This window comes from Thermanaerothrix sp. (assembly GCF_056331585.1).
On record NZ_JBWGPQ010000044.1, the window covers coordinates 1 to 15,937 of the forward strand.

Genomic DNA, 15,937 nt, shown 5'->3' on the forward strand with positions numbered 1-15,937 from the left:
TTGGGCTGGTGGGGCACAGCGTGGTTGAGGTGCTCAGCCGTGCCTTCTACGCCCTACATGATACCCGTACCCCGGTCGGCGTAGGGGTGATCGCAATGTCCCTAAATATCGGGTTGAGTTTACTTTTTGCATCCTGGTTTCGTCAAATTGGTTGGATGCCCCATGGAGGGCTGGCCTTGGCAAACTCCCTGGCCACGTTCTTGGAAATGCTCGGGCTGTTCTACTTCATGCACCGCAGACTGCGTGGTTTGCCCTTACGCCCCCTGTGGGATGCGCTAGGACGTAGCTGCCTGGCTACCTTGGCTATGGCAGTGGGGGTGATGCTCTGGATGTATCTGGGGAGCCAGCAAGTACATACCGCCCTGCTTCTCTTCATCGCCCTGGGCATCGGTCTCAGCATCTACGGCCTGGGGCTTTGGCTGTTACGCACCCCCGAGAGCCGTTTTCTGGCTCAGTGGCTTTATCAGCGTGTGTTCCACAAACCCAAACTCCCGGCCCTATGATCGCCCCTGGTCTTGTTATCCGCCCTGCTGAACCCGAAGATGCCGATTTTGCAGCGCCCCTGCTCGCCAGCACCCTGGACGCCTTTGGAAGAGAACTCTTCGGTTTAGGCAATGAGGAACGACTCATCCGCGTTATGCGTGGTTTCTTTATCTCCCCCGCCAACCGCATGAGTTACACCGTCAGTTATGTGGCCGAGGTTACCGGACAGCGCGCCGGGTTGCTGGTAGCCTTCCCGGCCCGTGAGTTGCTTCGCCTGAGCCTGGGACTGTGTCGACCGATCTTTCGTGCCTATTCATTCCGCGAAGGGTGGCAATTTGTCCGTACCGGGCTGCGACTGCTCGTCCAAACCGGCTTCAGCCTGCGGTCCGAAGCCCCGCGGGGGTCGTTTTATATTGCCCATCTGGCGACACATGAAGCCTACCGTCGTCAGGGAATTGCCACGGCTCTGATCGAATTCGCGGGAACCCTGGCTCAAGCTCTCCATCTAAGCCACCTGGCCTTAATCGTGGCCACAAATAACCTCACCGCACGCCGCCTTTACGAACACCTTGGCTTTACCGCCTCACCTACACGAAAACGTCATCCGTATTACCTTCATATGCTCAAACCTTCATATGCTCAAACCTCTTGCTAAAAGGAGCGCCTTATGATCCCCGAAGCCGTACTCGCCGCTTTACGCCTGACTCAAGCCGTAGGCGAAACCGCTCAACACCAAGGTTTGCCTCAGCCACCTTTGGAATGGCCCTATGATCCTCAGGCTACCCTGATCCCATTGCCCTCCATAGAAGACCTTCAGCCACCTGCCGCCGATTTGTGGCACATCATGGCCCAACGGCGCACTTTGCGGCACTATGCTGAGCAGCCTCTCACCTTAGAGGAACTCGCCCTGCTCCTCTGGGCTACTCAAGGGGTACGGCAGGTGACCAAGCGTCCGGCCACCCTGCGTACCGTTCCCTCCGCCGGGGCACGCCATGCGTTTGAAACATTGCTCTTGGTTAACCGGGTCACAGGGTTGGGCAAAGGCATCTATCGCTACCTGGCGCTACGCCACGCCCTGCTCCCTTATGAGGCGGATCCTGACATTGCCCAGCGCTTATACCGCGCATGCTATGAGCAAGACCATATTCTCACTTCTGCTGTGACCTTCTTCTGGGTGGCCGTGGCCGAACGCATGACCTGGCGTTACGGCGCGCGCGGCCTGCGCTATCTCTTCTTAGATGCCGGGCATGTGTGTCAGAACCTCTATCTGGCCGCCGAGGGATTAGGGTGTGGTGTCTGTGCCATCGGCGCTTTTGACGATGACGCGCTCAACCCGGCACTTAACCTTGATGGGAGTACTGCGTTTGTCGTGTACGGCGCCACGGTGGGCAAACGCGCCCCACGTCCGCGCGAGTAAAATAATTTATCCGCTGCAAGTGTGGATCAGCGAGATCCTGGAAGATTCGAGGGGTATCTAATGCGTATTTCAATGGCCGAACCCTGGTTAAAAGATGAGCACGGCCGCACTGTCATGCTGCGCGGCGTCAATTTGAGCGGGAGTAGCAAAGTACCCCGCATACCGGAAGGCGCCACCTACCGCCGTGAAGGATTTTTTGAGCACCGCAACGTCTCTTTTGTGGGGCGTCCCTTTCCACTAGAGGAAGCCGAGGAACACTTTGAACGCCTGCGTGCCTGGGGACTAACCTGCCTCCGTTTTTTAGTCACCTGGGAAGCCATCGAGCATGCCGGTCCCGGCCTTTATGATGACATTTATCTCGATTATGTTGCCGCAGTGCTGGAAAAGGCGCTGGCTTACGACATGCAGGTTATTGTGGATTTTCACCAGGATGTCTGGAGCCGTTTTAGCGGGGGGGATGGCGCACCTGGGTGGACGCTTGAAGTTGCCGGGTTAGACATGCATCACTTTGCCACAACCGCGGCAGCCATCGTACACGCCACGTACGGTGATCCTTTTCCCCGCATGATCTGGCCGACGAACGCCACCAAACTGGCCGCCGCGACCATGTTCACTCTTTTCTTTGGTGGACGGCTCTTTGCCCCTCAATGCATCGTCGAAGGTGAAAATATCCAGGATTACCTACAGCGGCATTACCTGGCCGCGGCACATCGCTTGGCACAGCGCCTGGCACACCTGCCAAATGTGATCGGTTACGACATCATGAATGAGCCTTTGCCGGGTTACATCGGCTGGCCGGATCTGGGCCGGCATAATGGTCTCCTACACCAGGGAGTTACCCCCACCCCCTTCCAGGCCATGGCTTTAGGTGAAGGTTTGGCTCAAACGGTGGATGTCTTTGAAACCGCCCTTTTAGGCAGCCAAGTGGTACGCCGCATTACCATTGACCCCCAGGGGGTGCGTGTCTGGCGTGAGGGCTATGAATGCATCTGGCGCCGACACGGCGTTTGGGACGTGGGTGCCGATGGCATCCCTCGTCTCTTGCGTTCGGATTACTTCACCCAAGCCAACGGAAAACGGGTAGACTTTGGAACGGATTGCCTGCTCCCGTTTTACCGGCGCTTCGTCCAGACCGTGCGTAGCGTACATCCTGAGGCATTGATCTTCATAGAACCCGAGGTCAACCAACCGCCACCACTCTGGGATCACAACCGACCGGAAGGACTGGTCTATGCACCCCACTGGTATGATGGGCTGACGCTATATCTCAAGCGTTACCTGCCCTGGCTGGGGTACGATACCCGGGGACGTGGCAAGATAGTGTTCTGGCCGTTCATCCGCCGTAACTTCGCCGACCAACTGGCAGAATTTAAGCGCCATGCTCGTGATTACCTGGGGAATGTACCAGTGATCATCGGCGAGTGCGGGATTCCGTTTGATTTGGATCACAAACGCGCTTACCGTGATGGCAATTTCAAAATCCACGCCCAGGCGATGGACCGCACTCTCCGCGCCATGGAAGATAACCTGCTGAGTTACACCCTTTGGAATTACACCCCCGATAACACAAATGCCCACGGCGATTTGTGGAACGATGAAGACCTTTCGATTTTCAGCCGCGACCAGCAACAGGATCCCTCCGACCTATATTCGGGAGGACGCGCCTTAGAAGCAGTGATTCGTCCCTATCCAATGAAAACCGCTGGAGAACCGCTGAGTTTGGAGTTCGATTATCGGCGTGGAAAATTCCGCTACGTTTTCCGCCACGAACCGGGCTTGGACGCCCCAACTGAGATTTTCGTGCCTACGTATCAATATCCCGACGGCTTTGAGGTGAACCTTTCCGATGGAACATACGAGATTGACCCGGCACAGCAGGTCCTGCGTTATTATCACACCCCCAATCGCTCAATGCATGTCATCCAAATTAGGCGACGCCGGAAGCAGATCTAAAGATCACGCGGGCGCCAGAGATGTTTCAAAGTAGCAATGATCGCCGTATCTAAAGCCTTCCAGGTGCGCAGGGGGACTTCCAGGTGAGCAATTGCCGCGGTGGAAAGAGATTCCACCTTATCGGTCAGGATCTGGAGCAGTGTTTCCAGCCCGGGGTTGTGCCCAATGATGAGCACAGTTTCAACCTCATCGTCCAAGTTGCGCAGGGCCTCCAGATAAGCTGCCGGCTCACCCAGGTAGAGATCTTCCACATATAGGATCTCGCCTTTATAGCCGCTTTTTTCGGCGACCAGTTCGGCGGTTGTCTTTGCCCGCACCGCTGAGGACGCAATAATTAAGTCTGGCACCAGGTCTCTTTCGCGCAACAATTTGCCCATCCGTGGGGCGTCTTTCTCCCCGCGTTTGCTCAAGGGACGTTCGAAATCGGGCATGCTGCCATCTTTGAAACTGGATTTGGCATGACGCATCAGCAGTAATGTTTTCATCCTTTCCACTTCCTCCGCCAAAAATCAACCTTTCCCTAAGATCATCTTTGGAAACCTAAAAAAGTATAACACAGCCTGTTTGCTTGGAGGTAAAGATTCTCAACCGCGTGGTCAATCTTGTCATCCGTTCCACCCCGTGATATGATGAAAAACGCTGGAGGCACCTTCGATGGCTTCATCCCTCGAACGACGTAAGCGCATCCGCTCCATTCTGGTCATCATCATTCTCGCGACGCTCCCTTGCTATTGCCTTGGCTTTGTTATCCTTCAGGTTGGCACACGCCTCACCCAAAGCAACCCTACTCCCACTGCCACGTTGACCATTGAAATCCTCACCCTCACACCACCGAGCACGCCTTCTCCAACCACTCTCGCACCCAGTTCAACGTTCACCCCAACCTATACCGAAACCCCTACATTAACCTGGACCCCCACCCAGACGTTCACCCCTTTCACCCCGCCTGCACGCACTGAAACACCCACGCCTACCCCCACTGCTACTTTGTCGCCTTCACCCACCTTTGAGCCGACGGAAACCCCTTTGCCACCGCCAACACTGACGCCATCAGATACACCTTCATCCCCTTAGCCATTTCATCCCCATGTAGAGGCCTATGGAAAACACCAAGGACTTTCTCAAGCGTTTGATCTCGCTCCCCGGCCTGTCGGGCCATGAAACCCCGGTACGGGAAGCCATTGCTGACGCCTGGCGCCCATTGGTGGATGACGTCAGCGTCAGCCCATTGGGTAGCCTGCATGCCCTCCGCCGCGGACAAGGCGCAGAACCCCGCCCCCGCTTGCTTATCGCCGCGCACATGGACGCCATTGGTCTGATGGTCAGCCAAATCGTGGATGGGTTCCTTCGCATCACCGAGGTCGGGGGCGTAGATGCACGCATTCTACCCGGTCAACCCGTGATCGTACACGGTCGGCGTGACCTACCCGGCGTGATCCTACAACCCTCGCCACGGTTGCTCCCACCCCACTTGGGTGAGAAAAGCGCCATTGAGATGGATTACCTTTTTGTAGATACCGGCTTGCCCCCCGAAGAGGTTAATGCTCTGGTACGGGTGGGCGATCTGGTGTCCTTTGCCCAGCCACCGCTCGAACTAAGCGGGGAAACACTAGTCGGCCATAGTTTGGATAACCGTGCCTCGGTCGCCGCGCTAACCCTCTGCCTGGAAGCACTTCAACACCGTCGCCATCTTTGGGATGTCTGGGTCGTAGCAACAGTCCAAGAAGAAGAAACGCTGGGTGGCGGCTGGACTTCGCCCTTTAATTTGCGTCCTGATATCGCCATTGCCGTGGATGTGACGCATGCCCGCGGGCCCGGTGTCAATCATGATTACCGTGCCTTTGGGTTAGGTAAAGGCCCGGTGCTGGGATGGGGGCCAAATATTCACCCGGCATTGTTCAAAACCTTCAAGAACCTTGCCGAACGCCTTGACCTTCCCCATGCGGTTGAGGTCATGCCGCGTCATTCGGGTACCGATGCCATTGCTATGCAGGTGGTTGCCGAGGGCATTCCCACCATGGTGATCAGCATCCCCTTGCGCTATATGCATACCCCGGTGGAGTTGGTCTCACTCAAAGATATTCAGCGCACCGGGCACCTGCTGGCAGAATTTATCACAGCCCTGGAAGCCGATTTTATGACCAAAATTTCCTGGGAAGAATGACCTATGAACCCCCAAAACTTGCCCCTCAATTTGCTGGAACGCCTCTCCAATGCTTGCAGTGTATCAGGTGATGAGGGTGAGGTACGCAAAATTGTCCTCGAAGCGGTCCAACCCCTGGCCGACGAGGTAAAAGTAGATGCCCTGGGGAACGTCCTGGCGATAAAAAAAGCCCACAGCGAGCCGGTACTGCGGGTGATGCTGGCGGCCCATATGGACGAAGTTGGACTGATGATTGTGGATGAGGAAGAAGGCGGGCTTTACAAGTTCGAGATCGTCGGCGGCATTGACCCACGTCAACTCCCCGGCAAACCCGTCTGGGTGGGCAAAGATCACTTGCCGGGCGTGATCGGCGCGCGTCCGATTCACCTGACCACACCCGAGGAACGCCGGTCCGCCATTGCCGTCGAAAGTCTGCGCATTGACTTGGGGCCAGAAGGCAGTAAGAAAGCCAAACCCGGCGACCGCGCCGTATTCGCTACGCCTTTTAAGGTTGTGGAGCCAAGCATCATGGGTAAAGCCCTGGATGACCGTCTGGGAGTCGCCACCCTAATCGCTTTGTTAGAACGGGCACCGGATCATCTTGAATTTCAGGCGGCGTTCACCGTGCAGGAAGAGATTGGTCTGCGCGGCGCGCGGGTTGCAGCTTATGCCCTAAACCCCGACCTGGCCTTTGCTCTGGATGCCACCCCGGCCAACGATCTTCCTACTTGGGATGGCAGTGAAAACACCGCCTATAATGCCCGTCTGGGTCATGGCCCAGCCATTTATGTAGCCGATGGCGCCACCCTTTCGGATCCACGGCTGGTGCGGTTCTTGTTACAAATCGCCGCTACCCACCAGATCCCATATCAGATTCGCCAGCCGGGGGGTGGCGGAACCGACGCCGGTGCCATTCACCGCCAGCGCAGTGGCATTCCCAGCGCCTCGATTTCGGTGCCCATTCGCCACGCCCATAGTGCGGTCGCCATCGCCCGCCTGGACGATTGGGCACATACCATCAACTTGATGCTTCATGCATTGCAGGCGCTTACCCCGGACGTGTTAGCGCCGGAGCGCTCATAATTCCTGCCCTCCAAGGAGTTACCATGAAAGAACTGATTCGCAAATTAGTTGAAGCCGTTGGCCCTTCCGGATACGAACAATCCGTGCGTGACCTGATCAAAGAAGAAGTAGCACCCTATGCCGATGAAATTCGCGTTGATGCCTTGGGCAACCTGATTGTGCGCAAAGGACAGAAACGTGAGGGCGGGTTACGCATCATGACCGCCGCCCATATGGATGAAATCGGCATCATCGTCACCCACATCGAAGAAGATGGCTTCGTCCGCTTCACGACGATAGGGGGAGTGCGCCCACACACCTGTTTAGGAGGGCGAGTGCAGTTCATCAACGGCTTACGCGGTGTCATCGGGGGCGAAAAACTCGAAAACATAGATCGGGTGCACAGTTTTGATAAACTCTTTATTGACGTTGGCGCCACGTCCAAAGCCGATTGCCCGGTAAAAGTTGGCGATGTGGCGGCTTTTGAGCGCCCCTTCCTCGATTTAGGCAAGCGTTTGGTGGCCAAATCCATGGATGATCGTATTGCCTGCGCTATTCAAATCGAGACCTTGCGCCGCCTAGGCGATACCCCCAACGAGATTTACTTGGTTTTCACCACCCAGGAAGAGGTGGGGACGCGCGGTGTCACCCCCGCCGCGTTCGGCATTGACCCCGAACTGGGCCTCTCGGTAGATGTCACCCTCACCGGTGATACTCCTAAGGGGATCAAAATGGCAGTTGCGCTGGGCAAAGGGCCGGCGATAAAGGTGCGCGATAGTGGTATGTTGGCCGACCCACGCATTGTGCGTTGGATGGTCGAAACTGCCGAGAAAGCGAATATCCCCTACCAATTAGAGGTGCTCGACGGCGGCAGCACCGACGCCCGCGCGATTCAATTGGTGCGCGCTGGCGTGCCCTCGGGTTGTCTCTCCATCCCCTGCCGCTATATCCACTCTCCCTCCGAGATGGTGGATTACGATGATGTGCAAAATGCAGTAGCCTTGTTGGTGGCCTTGCTCTCTAACCCTATTACCCTGAGTTGAACCCTTTGAGACCGCATAGGTCGAGTGCTCAATGAAACGTTGGCTGTCCTGGTTGATCATCGGCATGATGGGGTGGGTACTGGTTGCTTGCCAAGGGCTTCCTTGGGCGTTTCCTAATCCGACCGATGCCAGTCCTACCCCATCATCACCCGTAGCACCAACTCGCACTCAGGCACCTAACCCGACCGCCACGCCAGCAGCCACTGCCCCGGCGGTCATCACGCTATGGCTTCCACCTCAATTTGATCCTGCCAATGAAACACCTGCGGCGCAATTGCTGCAACAGCGCCTCCTTAAATTTATGAGTGAAAACCCAGGCGTGATCGTCAAGGTGCGCGTGAAGACCAGCAGTGGGCCGGGCGGATTACTGGATTCCCTGGCCGCCGCCTCCGCTGCTGCCCCCGCCGCCGTGCCCGGCGTCGTGGCTCTCAGCCGCGCCGACCTAGAAAATGCCGCGTTGAAAGGATTGATCTACCCCCTGGATGATGCCTTTCCCCAAGGTTTAGATCAGGACTGGTTGGGTTACGCCCGCAGTCTTGGCACCATCCAGGAGCGCCTTTTTGGATTACCCTTTGCCGGTGACGCTTACGCTCTGGTGTACCGCCCTGCTGCACTAGGCACTCCACCCACCTCATGGGAAGATCTGCTTGTCCGTGGACGTGCCATTGCCTTTGCCGGCAGCGACGCCCTGACCACCTTGGTGCTTTACCTTGGCGCCGGGGGGAAGGTGCAAAACGACCAGGGATTACCCACTTTGGAGCAGGAAGCCCTGCTCGAAGTTTTTACGTTGTACGCGGAAGGTGGACGACGTGGGGTATTTCCTAACTGGGTGACGACCCTGCAAAGCGATGGTCAGGTCTGGCAGACGTTTCTCGAACGCCGCGCTGACGGAGCATTAACCTGGAGTTCCAATTACCTCACCGATTTGCCTACCGACGCGGTCATCCATCCCATCCCCGCCCTTAACGGCAGTGCCTATACCCTCGCCAACGGCTGGGTATGGGCGATTTCCGATCCTGATCCCCAACGGCGTGTTCTCAGCACCCGCCTGGCGGCTTATTTGAGCACCTCAGAGTTTCTGGCAACCTGGACCCAGGCCGCAGGCTACCTGCCCACGCGGTTAAGTGTCCTCAACGCCTGGAACGATGCCAATCTGCGCGATGCACTCAGCCAGATTATTCTAAGCGCGCACATTTTACCCCCCAATCCGGTCCTGGATAGTCTACGCCCGGTGCTATCCTTTGCCACCCAACAACTGCTCAAACAACAAACAGACCCCCTCTCCGCGGCCAGCGCTGCCGTGGAACAACTTCGCCGACCCTAAAACCGGATGATGAACCGTCAAACATTGCGTTCCTTATATCCCCATCTGCGTTTTGGCAGTTATATCCTGCTCATTCTCGCCTTTCTCGTCGGGGCGCAGGCTTGGAAAAGTCCTCATTCATCCTCTTCCCTAGCCGTTACCCTTACCCCCACGCTCGTGGCGACCACAACCCCGGTGATAATCACGGAAGATCAGGGCGAACCTATCGCCACCCCTCTGCCGGCGGAATTATTAGAAAATGCTACCCAGACGAACGGCATTATCTTGGGAAGCGCCATCCTGGTGCTCATTGTGATCGGAGGCACGTTGAGTGTTATTCTACGCCACCGAGATGATAGCGATGACCCCCACACCGCCTGAACTTTAAGTTGGGGTTCACTGGCGATATTTGCGAATCACCATCACTACTTTGCCTTGGATGCGAATGGGGCGATTTTCGACCTTGATCGGCTGCATAGTCGGATTGGCCGGGCGCAGCGTGACACTGCGTAACCGACCGTAACGGTCATATTCGGGTTCATAGTATTTCAACGTCGTTTCGTTGGTATCGTCAAACCACACCGCCACCATATCGCCTTTATTGGCATCCTGGGCATATTCAATCAAGACAATATCACGGTCGTAGATCAGAGCATCAATCATGGAATCGCCCTGAACTTCCAACGCATAAACGTTTTCGCGTGGCACCCGGGCCGGAAAATCGGTGGTGGCAACGTGAACCATTTCATAATCTTCGGTGATATCCTGGGGTACGGCTGGCAAAGGTGAACCGGCTGCAATGCGCCCAATGAGCGGAAAGGCCAGAAAATCATCCCGCCACGATGGTAAGGAGAGAGTTCGCCGGCCATCCCCTTCCCCGGGCAAAGTCCGTAACACGCGAATTCCGCGCGAAATAGACCGTTCGCGTTGGATGAATTTCAGCGTTTCGAGTTGGTTAAGATAATAATTGACCAGCGAGGTGGAATCCACGCCTATGGCATCGCCAATTTCACGAATCGAGGGTGAAAAACCATTTTGACGCTGATAGTCCACGATAAATTGCAAAATGCGCTTATGCCGTTCACTGAGCCCGTTTCTGGGTCTGACCATGGCCCTTCCTCCTTGGGCGCAAATATTGATCGCCTGTTCTACTTAATTTAGCCCCATTATAGAGGAACGAATGTTCTATGTCAAGCACTTTCACATTTTTTAAGATTGGGGGGCGGCAATAACCACGCCACCCCACCTTCAAACATGTTCTCACTCGTCCTCGCGCTCGCGCAGGTGTGGGAAGAGAATCACCTCGCGAATCGAGCGCCGGTCGGTCAAAAGCATGACCAGGCGATCAATCCCCATCCCAAATCCTCCGTTCGGGGGCATGCCGTAGGCCATAGCCCGTAGATAGTCTTCATCCATGGGATGGCGATCTTCATCCTCGGCTTCGTAGGTGCGGCCCATTTCGAGGAAGCGCTTTTCCTGTTCCAACGGGTCATTTAACTCCGTAAAAGCATTGCAGAGTTCCATGCCCCCCACATAGCCCTCAAACCGCTCAACCGTATTGGGATCATCGGGTTTGTTCTTGGCCAAGGGCGAAATATCACGCGGGTAGTCATATACAAAGGTGGGTTGAATCAGATTGGGCTCGACGAAATCACCCAACATGCCCTCGATCAACTTGCCGCGAGGTGCGTTGGGTTTCACGGCCAAACCCTTCTGGCGCATGGCATCGGCCAGGCTCTCGGTCGTGGGGTGTTGAGCAATGTCAATCCCCACGGCTTCGAGCAACGCCTCACGGAGCGAGATGCGCCGCCAGGGGGGATTGAAATCAATCACATGACCGTTGAAGGTCACCTGACGCGTGCCCAGGACACGATCGCACACATAAGCCAGCATCTCCTCAGCGATGGTCATCACCTTGAGGTAGTCGGCATAAGCCATGTAAAATTCGAGTTGCGTGAATTCGGGGTTGTGTTTGAAGGAAACCCCTTCATTGCGAAAGTCACGCCCAATCTCATACACCCGTTCGTACCCCCCCACTAGCAAGCGTTTGAGGTAGAGTTCAAACGAGATGCGCAGATAGAGTTGCTGTTTGAGTTGATTGTGATAGGTCACAAAAGGGCGCGCCGCTGCTCCACCGTAGATGGGTTGCAAAATCGGGGTCTCGACCTCCAGAAAACCGCGCTGATCCAGAAACTCGCGTAAAGCGCGCACAATAGCCGCGCGTTTGCGAAAGATCTCCCGCACTTCAGGGTTGACCGCCAAATCGGCGTAACGTTGACGGTAACGCAATTCGGGATCGCTCAATGTAGCGTGGCGGATCACCTGACCATCCACCACTTCGTCTTTGGCTGCTGGCAAAGGCGAGATGGCCTTTGCCAGCATTTGAAAGTGGTGTACGTGGAGCGTGACCTCACCGGTGCGGGTGCGGAACATCACCCCACTGGCCTCGATAAAATCCCCCAAATCGTAATAATCGGTGAAATGCCGGATCTTTTCCTCGCCCAATTCATTGACGCGAAAGAAGAGCTGAATCCGCCCCGCGCCATCCTCAATGTGGGCAAATACCACCTTGCCCATGGGACGGATAGCACGCAGACGCCCGGCCAGTGTCACTTCCACCGGCGCCGGATCGGCTTGCTTCTCCGCCGCCTCGAAGGCTGCAATGGCCTCCTGTGATGAATGGGTGGGATTGGCTCGCGTTGGATAGGGCTCAATCCCATTCGCGCGCAGTTCAAAAACTTTTTTCAAACGTATTTTTTCTAGTTCAGACAATTCCATCGTCAACCCTCAAACCAAAAGAATCTGCTCATAAAAAAGCCCCGCCCTTCTGTTTTTCGCGCTACGGGCGGGGCGCTCTGGCTACCCCTTGCTTCATTCCACCTTGAGGATTCGGAAAGTCAGCGAACCCGCCGGCGCATCCACCTGTACGATGTCGCCTGCCTTCTTATTAAGCAAGGCCTTACCCAGCGGTGATTCATTGGATATCTTGCCCACTGTTGGATCGGCCTCGGCGGCACCGACGATGATATATTCCTCGGGGGTGTCACTCCCTTCTTCCTGCACGGTCACCCGCGACCCAATTTGAACCGTATCGGCGGCTGGAACCTCCTCTACAATACGAGCCGTGGCCAGCAGGATCTCGAGTTCTTTGATCCGTCCCTCCACAAACGCCTGTTCGTTCTTTGCCGCTTCATATTCAGCGTTTTCAATCAATTCACCGCCTTCCATCGCCTCGTGCAAGCGCTGGGCGATCTCTTGGCGGCGCTGGGTGCGCAGGTATTCAAGTTCCTCCTGGAGTTTCTTATAGCCCTCGCGGGTCAGGAATGTGGTATGCATGGCACCTTCCCTTTCGGTTTCTATGTCCTGTGTGAGTTGGAAGTCTCGCGAAAACCCAGTCTTTCAGAGTTAAATAACAGGAAACCCTCATAATTGAGGAATTCCTGCCCGAGGATGTCGCTGCTGTGCAAAAATTATCTTATCATAAGTTAAGCATTATGACAAGTTAGGGGCAAGAAGGTATTTCCACGCCCGCTGTGCCCCAGGCACGCTCAACCAAAGAATCAGACCCATTACCAGGGCCGAAGCCGTACACCAACCACATACTACACGAATTACCATGGCTTCCAGGTAAGACAAATATAATGACACAGCCGCACCTACAAATGCCAGGCCTGTAATACCCAGGGGTGCCAGAACGACAAAGCGACTGCGTCCATAGCGCTCCCACCCCCATAAGATCAGTAGCATGGCATAGCCAAGCACACCCATAAGCGCGATCGGTACCACCCCCCCAAGACGTGCGTAGGCACTGCTCTGAACAGCATTGCAATCCCCAACGGGTCCACACCAGGCTGCTCTTCCACTAATTTCAACTACACTCAAATAAACCGCAATTCCTAGCCCAATTAAGGCCAAAAGCAAGATCGCGATCGTGGGTCGTTCTAGTGGCACGGATGATACACTATACGGTCGGACCAACACCACTTTGATCACGCTCGCCACCGCATACAGGATGCTCGCAATAAGAAACGCAATCACGGCGTAAAGGAAGCCAAACCCCGTAAACTCCAAATTTCTAATAGGGGTTGGGATAGGAGAAGATTTTGTGGGCGTTATTTCAGGCGTTATGACATAGGAGGGAGACTCGGGTAATACAGGCCAATCATTTCCCCCCTGAGCCAATATCTCATCAATCAATGGGGGCAATTCGGCAGCAATCTCACCGGAACCTTTTAGCACCCGATTCCCCACAATGAGAAAAGGCACCCCCGCCTGTTCGCGGGGAATACCATAGTATTCAGCGACCTGATAAAAGTGATTGACATCTTCTACGGTCGCAATTTCAATGAGACGGATATCCAAGGCGTTGCCGTACCGCTGCTGCAACGGTGGAAGGACTTTTTCCAATACCTCATGGCAGTGCGGGCAGCCATTCATCCAAAACATCACCAATCGCACTCGAGCCTCGCCCTGGGGAGACGGTGTGAAGACTGGAGACGATGTCACACCTGGGATTTCATCATCACACAGGTGACAAATCTTCACCGTTGGCGTAAGATTCCCCTGGCTAAAAGCCGAAAAAGCAGGCCGACTTACCACTATCAGTGCCACTCCCCAGCCGATTAAGAGGGTAACAGTAATTTGGCGCCAGAAAAGGCGAGGTATCCGCGCCATCTTAGCCCCTGTTTAGTGCAGCCACTCGGTATGATCTTCAATCTGACCCGCGATCACAGCGCGAACAGCTTCCTCAATGTTGGTAATCTCCGTCAGTATCGGGCGAATCCCAGCCCGACGCAGGCTTTCATATGCTCCTGCGCCCATTCCTCGCGCTAGGAGGACGTCGCAATCGGCAATACTGGCCGCCATCCGGGCATGACGTTCCTGGGCTGCGGGATCAAACCCATGTCCCTGAGCGGCTTCAGCCGGGATGTGGGTTTCCCCACGACCCGCAAACTGCGCATGCCCCGTTTTTTCGCGTACCTCGCGCCCCATAATTTGCCCGTTTTCAACGGTAATCACAACATAAAAGGGCGCTCGGCCAAAATGCTGACTGATCGTTATACCGTCCTCGGAAACAGCTGCGATTTTCATATGACCTCCATAGAAAATTCGTAAAATCGAATATATTATACTGGTCTTCCTCCGATCAAATGAGCCCCTTTTGTCACCTAAGAGAGGGACATTAATCACCCATGGCAGGGTTATTAGAAACCCTGCCATGGATTCAAGCGTCATGGTAACGCCAGATCATCAAGGTGCTACGCTATGTTCACCCAGACCATGCCTACCACTCGCCCCTGGCTTGCCAGTTCAGCCTTAACCCCAAAGGGGCCGCTCCAGAACGCGCTTACCTCCAGGGCACTGAGGTCCACGTCCTCCCATAAATGGCCTACAATGTTGGTGTCTACAAGGATAGGAAAATGGCGAACTCCACAACATGGGCTGGTCCAAGCTTCACCCTTGCGCGCCTTCGCCAGAAGCGCCTTAACTGCCGCTTCAACGTTTTCCCGGGAAACTTCGGTCTCCACATAGTAGCCGTGCCAGCGCCGTCCGAACTTCCATCCATAGGGTGGCATTGTTCTGACCTCCTTTCTATAGAAACCAGGTTAATATCCAGCAGGCAGTGCTCTTTGCACACCGCCTAACCAACGACCGTAAGTCATACCCCAGGGGGTCATCATTGAGATACCTCCTTTCAAGGTTGATTAGCTATCATCTTTTTCTTACCAGCGCTCACTTCTCTCTGATCAAAGTAACTCCGCACCCAACCCGCCATCTTCAAATAAAGCGCCAGGAAAAGGACCTGGAAAATTGGCATCGTTGCCGCCGGGATGGCCACCATGGGTGATAATGCCATTGCAGCAATTGCAATAGCCGTGCCGTTGTTCTTACCCGTACTAGCGAATACGATGGCCATATGGTCACGGTACGAAAGGCCCAACCGCCGGTTTACCCAAGTGACGGCCGCAAGTGTCAAAAGAATGAACAAGGCATTGGGCAGGATCAGCATGAGCACCATATTCCATTTCTCAAGGATCAAGGTTGCCTTGGCAAAGAAGATCAGGAACACGATGCCGTACATGGCTAGGAGAGAAAGGGATGGGAAGAACGGCTGAATCTCTTTGAATTTCTTCTCCCCCAGTCCTTTGGTTAGCCCCAGCCGGGTCAAATAGCCCAACACCATAGGTGCGATCAGCACGGTCAATATAGACATCAACATGTCCTGAATGGGCACTACCACCTTGTAATTGGCCGCGAATCCCAACATCCACAACGGCACAGCCACCACAGCCAAGACAAAACTCAACGCCACCGTGACGGTCGCCAGTTCAAGGTTACCTTCAGCCAATCCGGTATACCCAATACTCATGCTGGAGCAAGGCACAACCATGACCAGTAAAAACCCCAGCGCCAGCATTGGATCATGCAAAAAGGCGCGTGCCAGTAGCCAACCCAGCAAAGGGGCCCAGAGGAAGTTGTAAAGTACCGCTAGAGAAAGGCCCTTGATATTTTTTCCAGCCTTGACCAGGGCT

18 protein-coding genes are annotated in these 15,937 nt (G+C 55.2%); 10 read left to right on the forward strand and 8 right to left on the reverse strand.

Going from position 1 to position 15,937, the window contains the following annotated elements; all coding sequences use genetic code 11:
* The 4 genes from AC01YT_RS12215 to AC01YT_RS12230 form a co-directional block, all read left to right on the forward strand.
* Positions 1-503, forward strand: a 503-nt coding sequence (locus AC01YT_RS12215; protein ID WP_476675796.1) for a lipid II flippase MurJ, incomplete at its 5' end; no start/stop codon positions are given.
* A complete protein-coding gene (locus AC01YT_RS12220) occupies positions 500-1,138 on the forward strand; it encodes a GNAT family N-acetyltransferase (protein WP_476675798.1) in 639 nt (212 codons plus the stop codon). The genes AC01YT_RS12215 and AC01YT_RS12220, both read left to right, overlap by 4 nt.
* A 12-nt stretch (positions 1,139-1,150) precedes the next feature.
* The gene (locus AC01YT_RS12225; RefSeq protein ID WP_476675800.1) at positions 1,151-1,900 is read left to right on the forward strand and encodes a SagB/ThcOx family dehydrogenase; all 750 of its coding nucleotides are present in this window, start codon (positions 1,151-1,153) and stop codon (positions 1,898-1,900) included.
* Between the two features lie 60 nt (positions 1,901-1,960).
* Positions 1,961-3,853, forward strand: coding sequence for a cellulase family glycosylhydrolase (locus AC01YT_RS12230; protein WP_476675802.1), 1,893 nt, complete (start codon positions 1,961-1,963; stop codon positions 3,851-3,853).
* Here AC01YT_RS12230 and AC01YT_RS12235 read toward each other — a convergent pair.
* Positions 3,850-4,338, reverse strand: a complete 489-nt coding sequence (locus AC01YT_RS12235; RefSeq protein ID WP_476675804.1) for a SixA phosphatase family protein — start codon at positions 4,336-4,338, stop codon at positions 3,850-3,852. The two genes, AC01YT_RS12230 and AC01YT_RS12235, sit on opposite strands and share 4 nt — an antisense overlap.
* A 169-nt stretch (positions 4,339-4,507) precedes the next feature.
* Between AC01YT_RS12235 and AC01YT_RS12240 the strand changes: the two genes are divergently transcribed.
* From AC01YT_RS12240 to AC01YT_RS12265, 6 genes are read left to right on the forward strand one after another with little or no spacing between them, the layout of a single operon-like run.
* Positions 4,508-4,927 carry a hypothetical protein gene (locus AC01YT_RS12240; protein WP_476675806.1) on the forward strand — a complete coding sequence of 140 codons (420 nt, stop codon included), beginning with the start codon at positions 4,508-4,510 and terminating at the stop codon, positions 4,925-4,927.
* 25 nt (positions 4,928-4,952) lie between these two features.
* Positions 4,953-6,017: a zinc-binding metallopeptidase family protein gene (locus AC01YT_RS12245; RefSeq protein WP_476675808.1), complete on the forward strand. Its 1,065-nt coding sequence runs from the start codon at positions 4,953-4,955 to the stop codon at positions 6,015-6,017.
* Positions 6,018-6,020: 3 nt separating this feature from the next.
* Positions 6,021-7,079: a M42 family metallopeptidase gene (locus tag AC01YT_RS12250; RefSeq protein ID WP_476675810.1), complete on the forward strand. Its 1,059-nt coding sequence runs from the start codon at positions 6,021-6,023 to the stop codon at positions 7,077-7,079.
* Between the two features lie 23 nt (positions 7,080-7,102).
* The gene (locus AC01YT_RS12255) at positions 7,103-8,101 is read left to right on the forward strand and encodes a M42 family metallopeptidase (RefSeq protein WP_476675812.1); all 999 of its coding nucleotides are present in this window, start codon (positions 7,103-7,105) and stop codon (positions 8,099-8,101) included.
* A 31-nt stretch (positions 8,102-8,132) separates the two neighbouring features.
* Complete coding sequence (locus tag AC01YT_RS12260; RefSeq protein ID WP_476675814.1) at positions 8,133-9,425, forward strand: extracellular solute-binding protein; 1,293 nt, start codon at positions 8,133-8,135, stop codon at positions 9,423-9,425.
* Positions 9,426-9,434: 9 nt separating this feature from the next.
* The gene (locus tag AC01YT_RS12265; RefSeq protein WP_476675816.1) at positions 9,435-9,785 is read left to right on the forward strand and encodes a hypothetical protein; all 351 of its coding nucleotides are present in this window, start codon (positions 9,435-9,437) and stop codon (positions 9,783-9,785) included.
* 15 nt (positions 9,786-9,800) lie between these two features.
* Here the strand turns inward: AC01YT_RS12265 and lexA are convergent, their stop codons facing one another.
* From lexA to AC01YT_RS12300, 7 genes are all read right to left on the reverse strand, one after another.
* The gene (gene lexA / locus AC01YT_RS12270) at positions 9,801-10,514 is read right to left on the reverse strand and encodes a transcriptional repressor LexA (RefSeq protein ID WP_476675818.1); all 714 of its coding nucleotides are present in this window, start codon (positions 10,512-10,514) and stop codon (positions 9,801-9,803) included.
* Positions 10,515-10,664: 150 nt separating this feature from the next.
* Positions 10,665-12,182, reverse strand: coding sequence for a lysine--tRNA ligase (gene lysS / locus AC01YT_RS12275; protein ID WP_476675820.1), 1,518 nt, complete (start codon positions 12,180-12,182; stop codon positions 10,665-10,667).
* A gap of 93 nt (positions 12,183-12,275) precedes the next feature.
* Positions 12,276-12,740 carry a transcription elongation factor GreA gene (gene greA, locus AC01YT_RS12280; RefSeq protein WP_476675822.1) on the reverse strand — a complete coding sequence of 155 codons (465 nt, stop codon included), beginning with the start codon at positions 12,738-12,740 and terminating at the stop codon, positions 12,276-12,278.
* Positions 12,741-12,896: 156 nt separating this feature from the next.
* Positions 12,897-14,078, reverse strand: a complete 1,182-nt coding sequence (locus AC01YT_RS12285) for a vitamin K epoxide reductase family protein (protein ID WP_476675824.1) — start codon at positions 14,076-14,078, stop codon at positions 12,897-12,899.
* A gap of 12 nt (positions 14,079-14,090) precedes the next feature.
* Positions 14,091-14,495 carry a NifB/NifX family molybdenum-iron cluster-binding protein gene (locus tag AC01YT_RS12290; RefSeq protein ID WP_476675826.1) on the reverse strand — a complete coding sequence of 135 codons (405 nt, stop codon included), beginning with the start codon at positions 14,493-14,495 and terminating at the stop codon, positions 14,091-14,093.
* A 167-nt stretch (positions 14,496-14,662) separates the two neighbouring features.
* On the reverse strand, positions 14,663-14,980 hold the full coding sequence (locus AC01YT_RS12295) for a hypothetical protein (protein WP_476675828.1): 318 nt from the start codon (positions 14,978-14,980) through the stop codon (positions 14,663-14,665).
* A 119-nt stretch (positions 14,981-15,099) separates the two neighbouring features.
* On the reverse strand, positions 15,100-15,937 hold an 838-nt coding region (locus AC01YT_RS12300; RefSeq protein WP_476675830.1), incomplete at its 5' end, for an arsenic resistance protein.